Annotated in this window: 10 protein-coding genes and 1 pseudogene; 1 reads left to right on the plus strand and 10 read right to left on the minus strand. The window is 75.9% G+C overall.

Features of this window, described 5'->3' with window-relative positions:
• Positions 1-746: 746 nt before the first annotated feature.
• The 9 genes from OG776_RS00930 to OG776_RS00970 form a co-directional block, all read right to left on the minus strand.
• A complete protein-coding gene (locus OG776_RS00930; RefSeq protein ID WP_329318191.1) occupies positions 747-3,137 on the minus strand; it encodes a condensation domain-containing protein in 2,391 nt (796 codons plus the stop codon).
• A 414-nt stretch (positions 3,138-3,551) separates the two neighbouring features.
• On the minus strand, positions 3,552-4,694 hold the full coding sequence (locus OG776_RS00935; RefSeq protein WP_329326301.1) for a 4'-phosphopantetheinyl transferase family protein: 1,143 nt from the start codon (positions 4,692-4,694) through the stop codon (positions 3,552-3,554).
• Complete coding sequence (locus tag OG776_RS00940; protein WP_329318195.1) at positions 4,691-6,280, minus strand: hypothetical protein; 1,590 nt, start codon at positions 6,278-6,280, stop codon at positions 4,691-4,693. The genes OG776_RS00935 and OG776_RS00940 overlap by 4 nt, the downstream gene beginning before the upstream one ends.
• A 22-nt stretch (positions 6,281-6,302) precedes the next feature.
• The gene (locus OG776_RS00945; RefSeq protein ID WP_329318197.1) at positions 6,303-7,280 is read right to left on the minus strand and encodes an SRPBCC family protein; all 978 of its coding nucleotides are present in this window, start codon (positions 7,278-7,280) and stop codon (positions 6,303-6,305) included.
• A gap of 825 nt (positions 7,281-8,105) precedes the next feature.
• The gene (locus OG776_RS00950) at positions 8,106-8,978 is read right to left on the minus strand and encodes an AfsR/SARP family transcriptional regulator (protein WP_329318198.1); all 873 of its coding nucleotides are present in this window, start codon (positions 8,976-8,978) and stop codon (positions 8,106-8,108) included.
• A 1,250-nt stretch (positions 8,979-10,228) separates the two neighbouring features.
• The gene (locus OG776_RS00955) at positions 10,229-10,984 is read right to left on the minus strand and encodes a helix-turn-helix domain-containing protein (protein ID WP_329318200.1); all 756 of its coding nucleotides are present in this window, start codon (positions 10,982-10,984) and stop codon (positions 10,229-10,231) included.
• Positions 10,985-11,690: 706 nt separating this feature from the next.
• Positions 11,691-12,380: a ScbR family autoregulator-binding transcription factor gene (locus OG776_RS00960; RefSeq protein WP_148014631.1), complete on the minus strand. Its 690-nt coding sequence runs from the start codon at positions 12,378-12,380 to the stop codon at positions 11,691-11,693.
• A 1,285-nt stretch (positions 12,381-13,665) separates the two neighbouring features.
• Positions 13,666-14,229, minus strand: a complete 564-nt coding sequence (locus OG776_RS00965; RefSeq protein ID WP_329318203.1) for a cytochrome P450 — start codon at positions 14,227-14,229, stop codon at positions 13,666-13,668.
• Entirely contained in the window at positions 14,226-15,110 is an 885-nt protein-coding gene (locus OG776_RS00970) for a hypothetical protein (protein WP_329318205.1), read from the minus strand. The genes OG776_RS00965 and OG776_RS00970 overlap by 4 nt, the downstream gene beginning before the upstream one ends.
• Positions 15,111-17,263: 2,153 nt before the next feature.
• Between OG776_RS00970 and OG776_RS00975 the strand changes: the two genes are divergently transcribed.
• The gene (locus tag OG776_RS00975; protein ID WP_329326303.1) at positions 17,264-18,193 is read left to right on the plus strand and encodes a ScbA/BarX family gamma-butyrolactone biosynthesis protein; all 930 of its coding nucleotides are present in this window, start codon (positions 17,264-17,266) and stop codon (positions 18,191-18,193) included.
• A 117-nt stretch (positions 18,194-18,310) separates the two neighbouring features.
• Here the strand turns inward: OG776_RS00975 and OG776_RS42305 are convergent.
• A pseudogene (locus tag OG776_RS42305) lies at positions 18,311-18,578 on the minus strand (integrase core domain-containing protein); the annotation flags it as partial.
• Positions 18,579-18,715: the final 137 nt, after the last annotated feature.

Genomic DNA, 18,715 nt, shown 5'->3' on the forward strand with positions numbered 1-18,715 from the left:
CGCACAGGCCCCGGAGGACCGGCCCGCACCCGGGCCGGGACGACGCGGGGCCGGCCCTGCGCAGTCCGCCCGGCCCCGGAGCTGAACAGCGGGGCGCGGGAGGGCTGTCCGCTGTCCCGCACCGCCTCCCGGCCCGCCCCGGTCCGGCTCGTCTCCCGCCCTGCCGGCCGGCGGCCGCAGCCCGGCGTGTTCGTCCCCGGTGTGTCCGTCGCCTCTGCGTCCCCGCCCTGCCGGGCGTGGCTCACGTCCGTTCCGGGGCCCCCGTGTTCACCCGCGGCCTCCCCGGCCAGGGCCGGGCCGAAGCCGGGGCGCACGCTGTTCACCCCGCCGCACCCCTCCCTCCCCTCTGCGCTGGCTCACCTCCGATCTGCGCTGGCTCACCTCCGAGCCGGAACGGGTCCGCCGGCCACCCCTCCCCCTCCCCCTCCCCTCTCTCCGTCTGGCGCGCCGTCTGGCGCGCCGTGGTCGAAGTCGGCGCCGGGGCCGCCCCGTTCATCCCGCCTCTCCCCCGTGCTCCCCTGCGTGCTTCGTGCTCCGCCGTGCCATGGACCAAGTCGGTTCCCGGGCAGGCCCGTTCGTCTCCTGCCCGGGGGCGGCTCCGGGCCGGTGCCGGGCAGGTGCCGGGCCGCCGCCGCGTTCGTCGCACGGGCGGCCGGGGGCCTGTCGGTGTGCCCGGCCGGACCGCGGCTGCGGGCGGCGGACCCGTGGCGGTGCCGGGCACACCGTGGGTGCGGGCGGGGCGGGGTTCAGGGCGGCGGCGGGGTCAGGACGGAGCGGACGCCGCGGGCGAGGGCGGAGGCGCCGGCGGCGGCGTCACCGATGCCGGTCATGACCACGGCCGGAGCGGGACCGGTGCCGTACGGCAGGCGCTGGGCGAGCTCGTAGGCCGCCCGCCCGCCGGGCCCGCACCCGCACAGCACCAGCCGCCGGCCCGGCCCCCGGGCCTGGTGCGCGACGGCCTGCGGCGCGCCGGGGGCACCGTCGACGTGGACGGCCACGATCCGCTCCGGACCCCGGTGGCCGCGCACGAACAGGTCGTAACTGCCCTGGGGCACACCGGGGACGACGACCAGACAGATCACGTCCGCGTGGGGGTGTCCGGGACGCAGCACGCTCAGCGCGGGACGCGGCGGGGGCGAGGCGGGGCGGGCCATCCGCGGGACCGCGGCCCGCTCCAGCACGTCCAGCAGCTGCCCGGCGGTGGCGTCGGCGGCCCGGTGTCCGGGCAGCGCGCGCAGCAGGCGCAGGCACTGGGCGTGCAGGGCGGCCGCGTCCTCGTCGGCCAGGCGGGCCCGGTCGTGGACGGCGCTGAGGGACAGACCGCCCCGGGCGTCATGGCGGGCGGTGAGGGTCAGCGGCCGGCCGGTGGCACCGGCCGCGGTCCGCGGGCTCGGGACGCCGATGCCCTGGGCGGCGAGTTCCCCGCGCAGCGCCTGCGGCAGCGGCAGCGGGCCCTGGAACCGCACCAGGGTGTCGGTGCACGGATCGACGAACGGGCCGGGCACCACGCCGGCGGACGGGCCGGTGGGAGCAGTGCCCGCCGACGGGGGCGGGGCCGGGGGCCGGCCGCTCCACGCGCGGATCGACTCGCCGGCCGCCCACGGATAGACCGCCAGGTCCAGCAGCGTGTCACGGACCTGGTGGAGCAGGCCGGTGAGGGGTTCACCGGGGTCGACGGTCACGGTCATCGGCAGCGGGCCGTCCAGCGGCCCGGGGATGCCCGCCGCGCCCGGCAGGGCGATGTCCCGGCCCGACAGCTGCACCCCGAAACTCACCGGCAGCGGCCCGCGGGCGTCCGCCGCCCGGTACAGCAGCAGCGCCCACACCAGGTGCAGGGCGCTGCTCTCCGCGGCACCGCGCAGCGCCGCCCAGGACCGCAGCCGGAAGGTCTGGGCCGCCCGCAGCCGGGTGTCCAGCAGCCCGGGCCCGTGCTGCCCGGTGGCGCCGCCCGCCCGGCCCGGCCGGGTCGCGGCGTGCCGCGGCGGCGCGGCCCGCGCCCAGAACTGCCGTGCGGCGTCGGTGTTCTGGCCCGCCAGCCAGCGGGCGTGATCACGCAGGTCGGGGCGGCGTTCCCCGCCGGGCAGCACACCGCCCGCGGCGTAGGCGCGGTAGAACTCCCGCAGCAGCAGGTGCACGCCCCGCTCGTCCAGCAGCGCCGGATGGTACGTCAGCAGCACCCGCGGGGGCGGCGCCGGCACACCGGCCGAAACAGCCCCCCGCAGCAGGGTCAGACGCAGCAGGCCCGGCCGGTGCAGCGCGAAGCCCCGCGCCCGGTCGCGCCGCAGCATCTGCGCCCAGCCGACCTCACTGCGGGAGTGGACGGCGATGTCGGCGTCGGCGCGCGCGTGCAGCACCAGACGGGGCGAGGCGACCCAGTCGAAACAGGCCCGCAGCACCGACTCCCGGTCGACGACCGACTGCCAGGCCGCGGCGAACCGGGCCACCTCCAGCGGCCCGGACCAGTCCCAGTACAACTGCTCCAGCTGACCGCCCCCGCCCACACCCCCGTCTGCGCCCGCGCCGCCGGCGGCGTCCGGGCCGCCGAGGTCCGTACCGGCGGTGCCGCCCACGCCGTCGACACCGTGCGCGGAGGACATGTCCCGCAGGCCCTGCGTGCCGTGCGTGCCGTGCGCGTGGCGGATGTCGTACGTGTCATGGGCGCCGTACGTGTCGTACGTGTCGTGGGTGTCGTGGGCGCCGTACGTGTCGTGGGTGTCGTGGGTGTCGTGGGCGCCGTACGTGTCGTGGGTGTCGTGGGTGTCGTGGGTGTGGTGGGGGCTGTCGGCGGGGGCGAGGGCCGCGCGCAGCAGGCTCTGCTGGTGTCCGGTGACCGGGAGGACCTCGCCGCCCGGCGGGGGCGGGGACAGTACGTCGGCGAGCAGTTCCGCGGGCAGCGGGACGGGGCCCGGCGCGGCGGCGGGCGGGGTCAGGCGCAGGAGGTGACGGCCGGGCAGGTGACTGTCCAGCGCGACGTCGAAGGCACGGTGGCGCTGCGCGAGGCGGGCGGCGACGGTCTCGGCGTCCGCCGGGCCCAGCGGGCCGCACAGCTCCAGCACCAGCGGGCTGCCCGGCGACGGCGTACCCGGCTCGTGGACCACGGCGAGGACGGCGTCCCGCGGCGCGTACCGGCTGTTCATCCGCCCTCCCGCAACCCGCGGACCGTGTCCGCGGCACACCGGCCGAAACGCTCCCCGCTCCTTGCGCCCCCCACCAGCACCCGCACCGTCATCCGGCCCGCTCCCGGAGCCGGGCGCCTCACACCCGGCAGACCCGGCAGACCCGGCAGGCCTGTTCGGGCCGGCAGGGCAGACGGGCCCGTCCGGGCGGAGAAGAGGCAGTGCCGGGCGGGCTGAGGGGGGTCAGCGGGCCGGAGGGGCCGAGAGGGGTGCCCGGCGACGCGGGATCGTGGTGCCCGGCCCGGATCCGGCCGGGCGGCGGCGAAAGCTGCCGCCCGGCCTGCCGCCGGCACAGGCCCGCGCGGGGGCGGGCGGGGCGGTGCGCGGTGGAACGGCTGCGGTGGCTGCACGGTGGTTCACGACGCCCGCCTCTCGTCATGTCGGCTGTGCGCCGGAGCTGCCCGGCAGCCGCCAGCCTAGCGTCGCCGCAGGTGGGAGGCGTGTTCCCTCGAGCGGGTGTGGAGCGGGCCGCGAAGCGGTCTCGACCGGGTGCGACGGCCGGTGCGCGGCACTGACCAGATAACGGTCATGGACGAGATGGGTGGCGAGAATCCACCGCGCCGTGCCCGCCGGCCCGGCGCCCTCAGATGCGGCACCCTCAGATGCGGCGCCCTCGGGTCCGGGACCATCGGGTCCGGGGCGGGCGGGTCCGGGGCGGGCGGGTCCGGGGTCATCTACGGGTTCGGGGGTGGCCGGTTCGCCGGCCAGGACGGTACGGCCCTGCGCGTCCCGGCTGAAACCGAACGCGGCGAAACGGCGCCGCATGCCGTGCCCGAGGGCCTTGGTGTAGGCCTCCTTGAGGGTCCACAGGTGCAGCAGCCGCACCGTGCGCTCGTCCTCGGGTAGCGCGGCGAGTTCGGCGGCCTCGGCGGGTGTGCACACGTAAGGGTGCAGCAGGTCGAAGGACGGGCGGCGGGTGAGGGGCTCGGCGTCCACCCCGATCGGCCCGCTGCGGCTGACCGCGACCACGATCAGCTCGTCGGTGTGGGCCAGGCTCACCTCGGTGCCGGCCAGACCGCGCAGATGGGGACGGCCGCCGGGCCGGTAGGCCAGGTCCAGGGCGTCCGCGGGCAGTTGCAGGGCGGCGGCCGCGGTGTGCTTGAGGACCATCCGCGAGGCCGCGAACCGCAGCCGGCCCGCCGGCGCGGCCGTCTGCCGGTAGCGCGGCCAGTCACGGCCGAGCAGCCCCCGCAGTCCCGGGTCCAGCAGCGCGGCCGCCAGCCACTGTCCCCAGGTGGTGTGCACCAGGACCTGGCCGCGGTCGGTGAGCTGGTCGTGGACCTCCTCCCAGGGCCCCTCCGGACCGGCCACGTGCAACGGCGGCCCGAGCAGCACCCCACCGCTCCCCGCCACCGCACCCGCCCCGTCCGGCACCTCCATCCGGCGGCCCCGCGGACCCGGCAGGCCCGGGCCGTCCTCGTCCGGCGGGCCGAACCCGGCCGGCAGGCGCGGCAGTTCCGGCAGGCGCGGCGGCCCGGGCCGGCCCGGAGCGGGACCCGGCCCGCCGGGTGCGCTCACCACAGCAGCCGGGTGGCGTAGATGTCGCAGTCCACGCCGTGCCGGACCCGGTCGGCGAGTTCCGCCCAGACCTGCTCGCGCGGGTCGGCGGCCGGTCCGGGCAGCGGCACCCCGAGCCGTTCGGTGATGCCCGACAGGGCCAGCAGCGTCCAGTGCGGGCCGCCCAGGAACAGTCCGCGCCCGTCGTCCGCGGCCTCCTGGACCCCGAGCACGGCGGCCGCCAGCCACAACAGTGCCTGACGGTCCGCCAGCGCCCGTGCGGCCGCGCCCTCGGAACCGTCCCGGCCCGCCGTGCGGCACACACGGCGCAGCGCGCGGTGTTCGCTCAGCAGCCGCCGGGCCACCGCGGCCAGCGCCGCCCGCACCGTGTCCCCCGCACCGTCCACCGGCCGGGCGGCCCCCCGCACCAGCCCGGCCAGCACCACCCCGTCCCCCTCCTCGTCAGGCCCGTCCCGCCCGTCTGGGCCCTGCCCGTCGTATCCGTCGGGCCCGTCCGGGGTCTGCTCGTTCTGCCCGTTCCGGTGCTGCGGGTCCTGCTGATCGGTGCCGGGTGCGGGTGCGGGGTGGGGGTCGGCGAGCCGGAACAGGGCGGGCAGGGCGGGCGGGGCGGCAGGGTGCCGGAGGTACGGAGTGCGGGGGCTTTGGGCCAGCGTGGGCAGAGCCCGTACCAGGTGGGTCTGCCAGGCTGTGGCACCCGCCGCGTCCACCCCGGCCGCGGGCAGGTCGCGGGCGAGTTTCGCCAGCATGCGGCCCTCGGGGCCGGCCGGTCCGTGGCCGCATTCGGTCAGGACCAGTTCGAGCCGGGCCAGTACGTCGGCCGCCACCGTGGGCACCACGTAGCCGGCGACCGCGGGCAGCAGGCCGCCGGGCACCGGGCGCGCCGCCGGGCGGCGCAGTGCCACGCTGGTCAGGCTCTCGCAGGCCAGCAGGTCGGCGAAGGCGGCGGCGAGCACGGGCCGCCACTGCCGCAGGGCCGGCTCGCTGCGGCAGCGGCCGTCGACGATCCGCGCGGCCTGGCGCAGGAGGCTGCCGGTGACGGCCAGCAGCGCGACCGGGCCCCGCAGCGCGGCGGGCACCGGGCAGGGTCCGGCGGCCGTGGCGCAGGCGTGTCCCAGCGCCACGTCCCGGCGCAGGACCGGCCGCAGGGCACGCGCCAGCTGGTCGGCCGCCGGTATCCGGCCGAGGCCCGCCGCGGCCAGCAGCCCGGCCCGCTCCTCCCCACCGCCGCCGTCCGCCCTGCCACTGTCCGGCCCGCGGCCGGTGATACGGGCGGTGGGGGCGGTGCGGGTGGTCAGGGCGGCCAGGCCGTAGGGGTTGGCGGCATCCCGGGGGTCACCGAGCAGGGCCTCCAGACGCAGCGCGGCGAGTGCCACCTCCAGGGGCGGGGGCAGCGCGGCATAACGGTGCGCCAGAGCCCCGCCGGCCCCGGGCACCGCCGCACCACCGCCCCCGCGGCTGTCTCTGCCCCTGCCGCCGCTGGTGCGGCTGTCGGCGCGGCGATTACCGCCGCCGCTGCTGTGGTCGGGGGGCGGGGCGGGCGGGAGCACGGCGGGAACGGGGCGGGGGGCGGGACGGGTGACGGCCATCGACGGCCTCCTGTTCATCTGTTCATCGCAGACGGCGCACGGTGCTCTCCGCGTGCCACTTGGCCAGGCCCAGGGCCTGCCGGTCGGCCCGGGACAGCCGGCCGTGCACCTGCCGGCGGGCCTCCAGCAGGCTGGTGCCGGCGCCGAGTTCACGGGCGACGGCGTCCGGCCGGAGCATCACCCGGTGGGCGGCGACGACCGTCACCCCCACGGCGTCCGGCAGCAGGGACCACTCGCCGCTGTGCGCGGCGAGCAGCGGGGGCAGCAGCGTCTCCTTGTAGACGATCCGCCCGGCGTGCGGGAAACACAGCCGTACCGCCCCGGTGGTGAGGCCCGCGCCGCCCTCCGGGGCGCAGGTGTCCACCAGCACCACCTGGACACCGGGCGAGTCCTCACGCACCCGGGCCCCCTCGACGTGCGGCAGCCGTTCCTCCCAGTCCTCGACCCGGTAGAGGAAGTCGTAGACCAGCTCGGCGGGGCCCTCGACACGGATCCGGTCCTCGAAGGACAGCAGCAGTCCGTCGAGTTCCTCCCACCGCTCGGCCGCCGCACGGACCTCCCCGAGCCGGCGCCGTACGCCGCCGGTGTCCTCGTCCCGCACGCGGCTGTCACCGGCGGCCGGCAGCAGGGGCAGCACCCGTTCCTCGCACAGGCCCAGCACGCACCGGTCCTCTCCCGCCGGGCGCACCGTCCACACCCCCGAGGTGACCAGGCCAGGGCGGGCCTGGTCCTCCTCCTCGAAGACGACACTGCGCTCGTGCGGCCGCAGCACCCGCCGGGTGTGCCGGGAACGGACGTGACCGCCCGGCGCGCCAGGCTGCGCGGCCGCCTCCCACACCAGCAGCCGTTCCCGCGTCCCGTCGAAGTCCAGCCGCTCGACATGCACGAGGGACGGCAGGAACACCGGCCAGCGCACGGCATCGGCCAGCAGCCCGTAGACCACACCGGCCGGAGCGGCCACCTCCACGGCGTCCTCACCGGCGTGCACGCGCGACGACATCCCTGCGCCTCCTCCCGCGGACACCCCCACCCTGCCCCGCCCCACTCGAGCCCGCCTCGCGCCCGCCCCGACTCCCCCACACCCAACTCCCCCGCCCCACCCCGCCCACCACCGGCCTGATGCCACCGCCTACCGCCCGGCTCCCGGCTCCCGGCTCCCGGCTCCCGGCTCCCGGCCGGTCCGTACGGGGGTACGCGGCCCGTCGGCCCGTACGGGGGTACGCGGGCCTGTACCGGCAACCGGTACGGCGTGCACGGCAGGTACCAGGCGCACGGCATGCACGAGGTGCGGCGGGAGCAGGGGCGGCGGGGCCAACCCGCTTGCCCGGGACTGGATTTCACCCAGCACACCCGGCACGGCCCGGTGTGACCGACCCCGGGAAGACGGCCTTCACCTCGCCCCGCGCCGCACACCCCCTCACGCCTCCCGCCTGACCCCTGACCCCTGACGCCGTGTCGGGTCCTCCGGCGTGGTGCCCCGGCCAGGTCCTGCTGGGACCGGGCCCCGCCCTCCGTACCCCCGAAGGCCGAGCCCCGGAGGGCCGGAGGCCGAAGCCCTGAGGTCGGGGCCTGAAGGTCGTGCCCGCGGAGGTCGGATCCCGGGTGCCGGACGGCCCGGACCGCCGACGCGAGGTGACGCGTGGGCGGTCCGGGCCGTCCGGGCGGTCCGGTCCGTACCCCCGAGCCCGGGGCCCGCGCGGGGAGGAAGCGGCGGGTCCGGAACGGGCGCCGGGGAACGGGCCGAAGACCGGAAGGCCGTGGGAGGCGGGGCCTGTTGAATCTGTTGGGCGCCTGCTGGGCCTCGCGGGGCGTGGGGGCGGGGTGGTCAGCCGACGGGGGCGGCGAGCCGCCCGCTGCCGGCCGCACCGGGACTTGTCCCCGGCCCCGCAGCGGGTGCGGTGGTGGCCGCTGCCGCGGCGGGTGAGCCGTCGGGCCGGGCCATCAGGATGGAACGCTGCAGCTTGCCCAGTGCCGCCGACGGCTCCAGGCCCAGACCGCGGACCAGGGTCGCGCGCAGCCGCTGGTAGGCGTCCAGGGCCTCGCCCCGGCGCCCCGAGCGGTACAGGGCCAGCATGTACTGCCCGCACAGACTCTCGTGGGTGGGATACCGGCTGACCAGCACGGTCAGTTCGGCGAGCAGTTCACGGTGGCGGCCCAGGCGCAGATCGGCCTCGATGCGCTGGTCCAGCGCGCACAGCCGGCTCTCCTCCAGCCGTTTGACCTGGGTGGCCAGGTGCGGGCCTGCCTGCACGTCGGCCAGCGGCGGCCCGCTCCACAGTGCGAGCGCGGCCCGCAGGTGCCGGGCCGCCTCGGGGAAGTCCGCCGTGTCCATCGCCCGGTAGCCCAGCCCCGCCAGCCGTTCGAACTCCCGCACGTCGCTGCTGCCCTCACCGCTCTTGAGGAGATACCCCCCGGGCACGGTCAGCAGCACGTCCTTGGCCGTACGGTGCCCGCCGGGATCCTTCTCCAGCGCCGCGGTGATCAGCTCACGCAGCTGCAGGATGTACGTCTGCAGGGTGGGCCGCGCACTGCGCGGCGGCCGCGCGCCCCACAGTTCCTCGCTCAGCATCCCCACCGGCACCATCTGGTCGGCGTGCAGGACCAGCAGGGCCAGCACCTGACGCGGCTTGGGAGCGGTCGGGGTGATCGAGATGCCCTTCTCCCGCACAGCAAGTGTGCCGAGTATGTCGGTGTCCACGCCGTCTCCCCTGTCCGTCCGCTGCCATCTGCCAGACCCCGGGAACCACGCACCAGCCACCGCGTCCCCGTCGCCCTGCCGCACCACCCGGCCCGCAGGCCGGCCCATCACACCAGCCGGCCCGCCCGAACCCGCCAGGCCCCGAACCCGCCAAGCCACCGGGCCACCGGGCCACCGGGCACGAACCCGCCGGGCCGGCGTCGCGTCTCCACACCGGCCGCCAGGCCCGCGCACCCGCCGGCTCCAGACCCCGGACCCCCGGACCCCCGGACCCCCGGGCCCTCGGACCCCCAGGCCCTCGGACCCCCAGGCCCTCGGACCCCCAGGCCCTCGGGCCCCGGGATACCGCCGGCCCGCAGACCGGCCGCCGACCGGCCGCACGGCAGCCGGCCCGCCCGTCTCCAGGTGTGCCGGCCGGCCGTGCTGCCGGCCCGTCAGCCGGCCCTGTCCGGCCGGGACTTGCTGTCCGGGAGGCGGTCCGGCCGCCGTCGCACTTCCCCGGCACACCCGAGTAAAAAACAGCATGGACGGTATGTCAATCTCAAACCGGTCGTCGTGTTTTCTCTCCGTCGGCACTCGAGATCCCCTCCAGGGAACCCGACTTTTGCCGCACAACGCCCCGGCCAGGCCGAACACCGGTCCTCCGGGACCATTCCCCATCCGACTTGACCTCTCCATTGCCGAACCATGCGGTCTGTTTACCCGGGTGCGGGTGCACTCCCCCGCCGGGAGCAGCACCGAGACCCCGCCCAGCAGCAGGCCCGGTCCGCTCCCGCAAGACCCGCCCCGGCCGGCGAAGGGGACTTCCCGCCCCTCCTCCGGGGAAAGGGGCGCACCCACCGAAGGACGCACCCGGTCCGCCGCCAGGGGCCCCGCCCCGCCGTCAGGACAGACACGCCGGCTCACCACAGGGCCGGACAGGGCAGGGCGGGCGGGGCGGGTCCGCCGCCGAGAGGAAGACCCGCCAGGTGAAGGACACCCCCTCCCGGCCCCACCGCCGGAGGGGCCGGGGCCGCCACCGGGAGACCGGCCCGCCACCCGAGCGGACACGGCCCAGCCCCGGGACGCCGGGCCGGTCCCGCGGTCTCCAGGTCGGCGGGACCGGCCCGGCACCGGTGCCGGCGAAGGCGCGGCGCCGGGACCGGTCCGCCTCCGTCGGCGGCGGGACGCGGGTGCCGGGCGCGGCGCCGGCAAAGGCGGGACGCCGGGGCGGCCCTGGGGGCGGCAGCCCGGCGTCGGGGGCGGCCTGGTCAGCGGGGGGCGGGGCCGCTCTCGGCGGCGGATATGCCCGGCCGGGCCGGGCGCCGGGGCGGACGCGCGGCGAGGCCGGGCAGCAGCAGGGCCCAGAACTGTTCGACCAGGTGCGGGGAGAAGTGGAGACGGTGGCGGGAGGCGAGGCCGGCCAGTCCCAGGGTCGCGGCGACCACGGCCACCGCGGCCGCCTCCGGGGAGACCCCCTCGGCCAGTTCGCCCGCACCGTGGGCCTCGCGCAGCAGGGCGTGCACCCACTCGTTCCACCACCGGCCCGGCCCCTCACCGCCCTTGCGCGAGGGATCACCGCCCAGTCCGAACCCGGCCCGCAGGACCGGATCCGCCGACAGTGCCAGCACCAGATCCCGGCTGACGTCCACCAGCAACCGCAGCGCCGCACCCCCCGACGGAGGCCCGGCGGGAGGTGCGGCCGGGCCGGGCCGGGCGGATCCGCCGGGAGCACCCGGCGCACGCGCCGCCGACACGTCCTGCCGCGCCGCCGACACGTCCTGCCGCGCCGCCGGCACGTCCTGCCGCGCGGCCAGCCTCTGCAGCGAGACCGTGGCCGCCGCCTCCACCTCACGGGCCAGCAGATCCTTGCTCGGGAAATGGAAATGCAGCGCCCCGGTACTCACCCCGGCCCGCCGGCTGATCGCCGGCAGCGAGGCGAGGGCGTACCCGTCATCGGCGAACACCTCGGCCGCCGCCCGGACCAGGGCCTGACGCGTACGTGCCGCCCGAACCTGCTTGACCATCCCGCCTCCTCCCGGGCCCGCACCGGCCGCCGCCACGACGGACACCCCCGGGCACTCCGAGGCCACACCCTATCAAACCGCATGCGCGGTATGTTTCACTGTCCGGGTGTCCCTCCAGCACCCGGCCGCACCGCACAGACCACCCGCCACCAGCACCACCACCCGAGGACCCCCGGCCACGCCCCACCCTCAGGCCACCGCCCGGCCGACCCGGAAACCGCCCGCGACCCGACGCCCCGCGACAAGCCGCCCGCACCGGCCACCAGAAAAGACCCCGAGGAGACCACCGGCACGGACAGAACCGTCAGGCCGGCAGTCCGCTCAGGCCGCCCGAAGCCGCACCCCGCCCCGACCTGGTCCGGACCCTGCCCCTGACCTGGCCGGGGCTCCGGTCCCGGTCCGGACCACGGCCTGCCGACACACTCCACAGCGGCACCCGACACCCGCTCGCGCCCGCCCGGAGCCGCCCGCCACCGCGCGGACCCGCCGGCCTGCACACCCACAACGCCCGCGACGCCGGCGGATCCGCACAACGCCCCGTCCACGGACGGGCGAAGCCCGCACGCCGGGCCGGCCCGGACAGCACCGCCCGGACAGATCCGCGCCCGGGTCCACGGTCCCGCCCAGGTCCAGGGGGTTCCGCCCGGGTCCGGGGGCCGCCCTGCCGGTGCGGGGCCGCCCGGGTCCAGGCGGGTGCGGGGTGGTGTCAGGCGGGAGCGGCGACCTCGTCGAGGTCGCCCAGCTCTCCCGCCTCGGCGGCCAGCCGTTCGCCCTCGGCGGCGACCTCGGCGGCCCGGGCCGGGTCGATGACCAGCTTTCCGAGCACCGCCGGCACCGCGATGCTCGGCAGCAGATGCTCGAACAGCGAGGAGACCCGCCGCTCCAGATCCTCCCGGCCCGCCAGCGTGTGGGAGTAGACCTGCACACCCGTCCACGCCGCCGAGAACAGCCACGCACTCTCCGCCGGATCCACATGCGGCAGCAGCTCACCCTGCTCCCGCGCCTCGCGCAGCACCTTCTCCGTCGCATCCAGCCAGGTCGTGATCGTCCAGGTGCCGAAGATCGCACCCATCTCCTGGCCCAGCGAAAGTCTCGCCGACGCGCTGACCACCGGGTTACGGCGCATCCGGTACGCCAGCGCCAGCCCCATGTCCACCAGCTCCTGCAGCTTGCTCGCCCGGGGCGCCAGCACGAACCCCGAGAACTGCTCGGCCAGCACCCCCTCCGCCAGCGCCTGCTTCGAGGGGAAATGGAAGTACAGGGCCCCCTTGGTCACACCCGCCCGGGTCAGCACCTCACCGATCGTGGCGGCCTCATACCCGCGCTCGTCGAAAACCGACGCCGCCGCATTCAAAATCGCCCGCCGGGTGCGAATCGCACGCTCCTGCCGCACCACGAACCCTCCAGTGATCGTTCCTCACTCCATCGCAAGATGTTTTCCTTGCAACCACTCCAAACCAAACCAGGTAGTCCGTATTTTCACAAGGGCGGCGCCCCCGCCACCATCCCGCCCCGGCTCAAAACCCCGCCCCCGCACACCCCCGCACCACCCCGCCCCGACCACCCCCTCACCGGGACGGACAACCCCTCCGCCCCCCGCCCACCACCCCGCACACCCACCCAACCGGAAGTCCGGATTCAACCGGTCCCCGCCCCCGGCCCCGAACCACCACACCCGCACACCCCCCAGCACACCCACCCCCTCCAGCCACCCACCACCCCACACCAGCACCCACCCCCGGACACGGCGGCACGCCACACCCCCCGGCAGCCCGGCCCGCCGCAGCACCCACACACCCGCCGCCCGCCCCGCCAACCACCCCGCCACCCTCGCCACCCCCACGACGAACCCACCCACGACCGGCCCATGCCACCCCCACCCCGGCCACCGCCTCACCGGCCGGCCTGTCCAGGGTCGTTCCGCGGGCGCACCGCGGGGCCGGGCAGAGGCCTCACGAGCACGCCGGGAAGGCGGCTCCATGCCGGATTCACGCAGGGGGCGGTGGAAGGGGGCGCCGAAGCATCCGGCCGCCCGGTACCGCCGCCGGGCCACAGCCGGCGGTACCGGGGCCGGCAGGCTTCTGCGTCCCGGCCCGCGCGGCACGCCTCCCAGTCCGGCACCCGGCCGTCCGGTGCACGACGGTGCAGTGCACGACGGTCCGGTACACGACGGTGCAGTGCACGACGGTCCGGTGCACGACGGTCCGGTGCACGACGGTCCGGTGCACGGGGACGGCCAGGACCACGCCCTTGCCGCGGCCAGCCCCACCCCGGCTCTCCCCAACGGCCCGCACCACAAAGCCCCGTACGACCGCCCACTCCTCCGCGACCGGCCACCACCGGCCCACCCCGGCACCCCGGCACCCCTGCCCCCGGCACTCCGCGCTGCCGGTCACCCAGCCGGAGCGGACACACCGGCCCCACCACACGCCGACAGGCCGGCGCCGCCCACCACGACACCGGCCACCGCCCCAGCCCCCGCACACCCCCCACCCGCAGGCCCCGCCTCAGCCCGCCGCGCGACCCGCCGCGCCGCCCGGACCCGACCCACCCACCCGGCGGCCCGGACGGGCCGGGCCGGGACGGGACGGGGGCGGGACGGGACGGGGGCGGGCCGGGGCGGGGGCGGGCCGGGGCGGGGGCGGGCCGGGGCGGGGGCGGGGCAGGTCGGGGCGGGCCGCTCACACCACCGCGGCCGCCGGCCCCGGTATCACCGGCAGCACCCGCGGCCCGTTCGAGATGAACGACTCCGTCCGCGGCAACTCCCCCGGCCCGAACGCCGCCCGCATCCGCGGGAACCGCCCGAACAACGCCCGCAACGCGATCTCCGCCTCCAGCCGCGCCAACGGCGCCCCCAGGCAGTAATGCACCCCGTACCCGAACGACAGATGCTCACGCCGCGTCCCACGCGTCACATCGAACACATCCGCATCCGCCCCGTGCACCCCCGGATCCCGCCCCGCCGCCGCGAACGACATCACCAGCGCATCCCCCGCGGGAATCACCGTCTCCCCCACCCGCACATCCTCCACCGCATACCGCAAAATCGCATTCGCCCCCGGCGCCTCCACCCGCACCGCCTCCTCCACCACATCCCCCCACGACACCCGGCCCGACCGCACCAGCTCCAACTGCCCCCGGTCCCCCAGCAACAACGCCACCGCATTCCCCAGCAGATTCACCGTCGGCTCACACCCCGCACTCAACAACATGATCAAATTGTCGACAATCTCCTTCTCACTCAACCCCCCACCCCCCGAACCACCCTCAGCACCCGACACACCCGCAACACCCGCCCCGCCCACACCACTTGGGGAACCCGCAACACCCGAGGCACCCACAACCCCTGAGCCCCGGAAAAGCCCACACCACCCGCACCACCCGCAGGGCCCGCACCACCCGCCCCGCCCGTGCCGCCCGCACCACCCGCCCCGCCCGCGCCGCCCGCGCCGTCCGTACGGTCCGTACGGTCCGTGCCGCCGGCGGCGATCAGCGCACTCGTCAGATCCTCACCCGGACACCGCCGCTTGAACGCGACCAGCTCCCCCATCGTCGAGTACAACGCCCGGTAATTCGCCTGCGCCCGCTCCGACGACACCCCCGTGTCGAAGAACCCGTCGATGATCTCCCGCAACGGCCCCCGGAACTCCTCCGGAATCCCGAACAGCTCCAGCATCACCCGCCCCGGCAACGGCAACGCGAACAGCTCCCGCACATCCACCACCCCACCCCCGCCACGCCCCGCCGCCGCCTCGACCTCCTCCAGCAGACCCGCCGCGATCTCCTCCACCCGCGGCGCCAGCAACGCCACCCGCCGCGCCGTGAACGCCGACGCCATCAACCCCCGCAACCGCCGGTGCTCCGCCCCGTACGACGTCACCAGATTCTGCACCGACACCCACACCGCCAACGGCCAGCTCCCCGACACCTCACCCCGCCGCCACGCCGGCCAATGCCGATACGCATCCTTCGACACCCGCCCATCCGCCAGCAAACCCCGCATCACCCCCGCATCCGTCACCACCCACGCCCCCACCCCACCCGGCAACACCACCCGCGACACCGCACCCCGCCCCCGCAACAACGCCGCCTCCCCCTGCACATCCCGCCCCAACACATCCAACACAAACGGACACCCCCCACCCCCACCCGCCGACCCGCCCGCAGACCCCCCACCACCAACCCCAGCCCGCACAACCGCAGACCCCCCACCACCACCCGGCCCAGCCAGCCCCACCACCACCGCCGCACCCTCCACCACACCCGGCACAGCCACCCCACCCCCGGCCGCTCCCCCCACAACCGGCATCCCGCCCCCGGCCGCTCCCCCCACAACCGGCATCCCGCCCCCGGCCGCTCCCCCCACAACCGGCATCCCGCCCCCGGCCGGCCCCTCCGCATTCCCGGCCCCCGCCACGCCCGCCACACCGGCCACACCCCCCACATCTGCCGCGCCCGCGACCACGGGCACTCCGCCCCCCGCACACGCCCGGCTCCCGGCCGGCCCCGCCACCCCGCCCACGACCGCCCCGCTCCCACCCGGCCCGGCCGCTGCGTCCAGCTCACCGCGACCCTGCTCACGCCCATCCATCCGACGCACCATCAGACCCTCCCCGCAGACACCGAAAACACCGGAAAAACACAACGACACGAACCAACACAGCAATACGAACAAACACCAACAACAAACCATGACAAAACGCCGGCCCATGACCCACCCCCGCCCACCACCGAGCTCCCCCCACCCCCCGGCACACCCCACCCCCCGCAGCCCCCCGACACCCCACCCTCAGGAACCAACCCCCCACAAACCCCCGGACGCCCGCCCTCTCGGACACCGCCCCACCGGCAAACCGCCCACGTCCGGGAACCACCCGACACCCGACACTCGCCCCAACACCCCGACAACCTCACCACCGGGAACCACCCGGACCCGAGACCCGCACCACCCAGAAACCACGACCCCCGACCCCCGACCTCCGACCCCCGGGAACCGGCCCCCGGGAACCGCACCCCCTGCACGAGGCCCAGGACCACCCAGCCGGAAACGCTCCAGGCCCCGCATCACACCACCGTCATCACCTCACACAGCAGCCGGGGCCACCACACCCCCACACCCCGCACCACCCACGAACCAGAACGCAGCAACCACGCCAACCCCCAACCCACAGCCCACAGCCCACAAGCGTCCAAGCCCACAAGCACCCAAGCCCCAGCACCCCCAAGCCCCAAGACTCCACGGACCGGCCCCTGCACCCGAGCCCCTCAACTCATCGACTCCTGCGCCCCTGCGCCCCTGCGCCCCTGGACTCCTGCGCTCCTGCGCTCCTGCGCTCCTGCGCCGACAGCCTCCACGGCCACCCGCACGCCCCAGCCCGCCGGCCCCGCGCCCCGCCGCGGCCACCCCCGAATCCGCACCACCCACCCCCACACCTCCCCCGCGACCAGCCCCCCACCCCGGCACCCCCGCACGAGACCCCCAACCCCGCCAGGCCCGCACCCCCGCCCCACACCCCCCGCACGAGACCCCCAACCCCGCCAGGCCCGCACCCCCGCCCCACACCCCCCGCACCCCGACCCGGCACCACCCGCACCCGCCGCCCCGGACACCCGCACCCGCCACCACACCGCACCGCACCGCACCTGCACCAAACCCGCCCCGGCACACGGCCCGCACCCCACCACCACACCCCCCGCCGCCCGGACCAGCCCCACCCGGACCCCCACCCAGGCCCCCGCCCAGGCCCCCGCCCAGGCCCGCACCCGCGCCCGCGCCCGGCGCCCGGCGCCCGGTCCCGGCCCGCTCACGGCAGAGACCGGCACCCACCCAAAACAGCACCCGAACCAAACCGCTCAGCCGGTTTCACCATAGCCCCCGACACCCGCCCACCGCGAGAGCCCCACCCCCGCCGAGCCACCGCCCCCGAGCCTCGCACAGCACCCCGCACCCACGGAAGACACCACCAGAACGGAATACAACCCCCCGTTTACCCCGAAGATCCCCACCCCCGCCCCACCCCCGCCCCCTACCGCCGGCCCGGCACCCCCCACCCCCCGCACCCCCGCACCACCCGGCCCCCACACCCGACCACCGCCCGCGAAATTCCCCGCCCACCCTTGAAAAGAAAACCGGTAGGTTCGTATCTTATGACCCTGCACGGTCGATCCCAGCCCACCCAACGGCGCAACGGAGACCCCCATGACCCTGCTCACCGTCCACCCGGACAACCACCCCCCCCCCACACCCCCACACCCCCACCCCCCGCACCCCCCACCCCCATGCCCCGCCTCACCACCACCGTCCCCCGCGAATACGTCCACCGCAAAAGCCTCGCCGAGGTCTTCCTCACCGGCAGCGAGAAAACCGGCGACAACCACTACACCCTCACCGCCCAATGGCCCCGGACCCACACCTTCTACACCACCCCCCACGCCACCCACCACGACCCCCTCCAAGCCGCAGAAACCATCCGCCAGACCGGCCTCTACCTCGCCCACGCCGAACTCGGCGTCCCCCTCGACCACCACTTCCTCATGTGGAACATCCACCTCACCACCCACCCCCAACACCTCACCATCGGCCCCACCCCCACCGACCTCACCCTCACCACCACCTGCACCACCCTCCGCTACAAAGGCAAACGCCTCGCCGACTTCACCATGCACATCAACATCACCCGAAACGGCCACACCACCGCCACCGGCGGCGGCCAATTCACCTGCCTCACCCCCACCACCTACCACCGCCTCCGCCAACCCCACACCCACCAACCCACCCCCACACCACCCACCACCCCCACCACCACCGACCCCACCCCCTACGGACGCCACCTCCCCCTCGACCTCGTCCTCACCCCCACCCCCACCCCCCACACCTGGCAACTCACCCCCAACCCCCACCACCCCATCCTCTTCGACCACACCACCGACCACATCCCCGGCATGGTCCTCCTCGAAGCCGCCCGCCAAGCCACCCACACCCACACCCACCCCACCCCCACCCACCTCACCACCCTCCACGCCACCTTCCACCGCTACACCGAACACCACACCCCCACCTACATCACCACCACCACCACCAACAACACAACCAACAACACAACCAACAACACAACCCACAGCACCACCACCCACACCACCCACATCACCGCCACCCAAAACAACACCACCACCTTCACCGCCCACCTCACCACCACCCCCCACACCTAACCCACCCACCACCCACCATCACCCACCCCCAGCCACACACCGCAGCACCAGCACCAGCACCAGCCACCTCACAGCCCACACCCGAGCGTCTGATGCACGGTTGGGTGACAGGTGTGGTCACGCGGTCCGGAGGGCCGGTGTGGTCATGACGGTCTCGAACTCGACGGGTGCGAGCCGGCCGAGGGAGGCTTGTCTGCGGCGTCGGTGGTAGGTCCGCTCGATCCAGGTCACGATCGCGATCCGCAGTTCTTCACGGGTGGCCGACTGCCGGCGGTCGAGGACGTTCCTCTGCAGCAGGCTGAAGTAAGGACTCCATGGCCGCGTTGTCGCCTGCCGCCCCGACCCTCCCTGTCGAGCCGGTGATCCGGTGCCGGTCGAGCGCCTGGACGCATGCGGTAGCCGAATTCCGGATCCCCGCGGTGAGCGTCGAACAACGCGTTCGCGCGATTGGCCTGCTCGTACTCGGCATCGTTCACCGGCCGGTTCAGCCAGCGGTAGCAGGGCTGTCTGGCGAGCTTGAGT

Origin of the sequence: Streptomyces sp. NBC_01689 (genome assembly GCF_036250675.1) — a bacterium.
Taxonomy (GTDB): domain Bacteria; phylum Actinomycetota; class Actinomycetes; order Streptomycetales; family Streptomycetaceae; genus Streptomyces.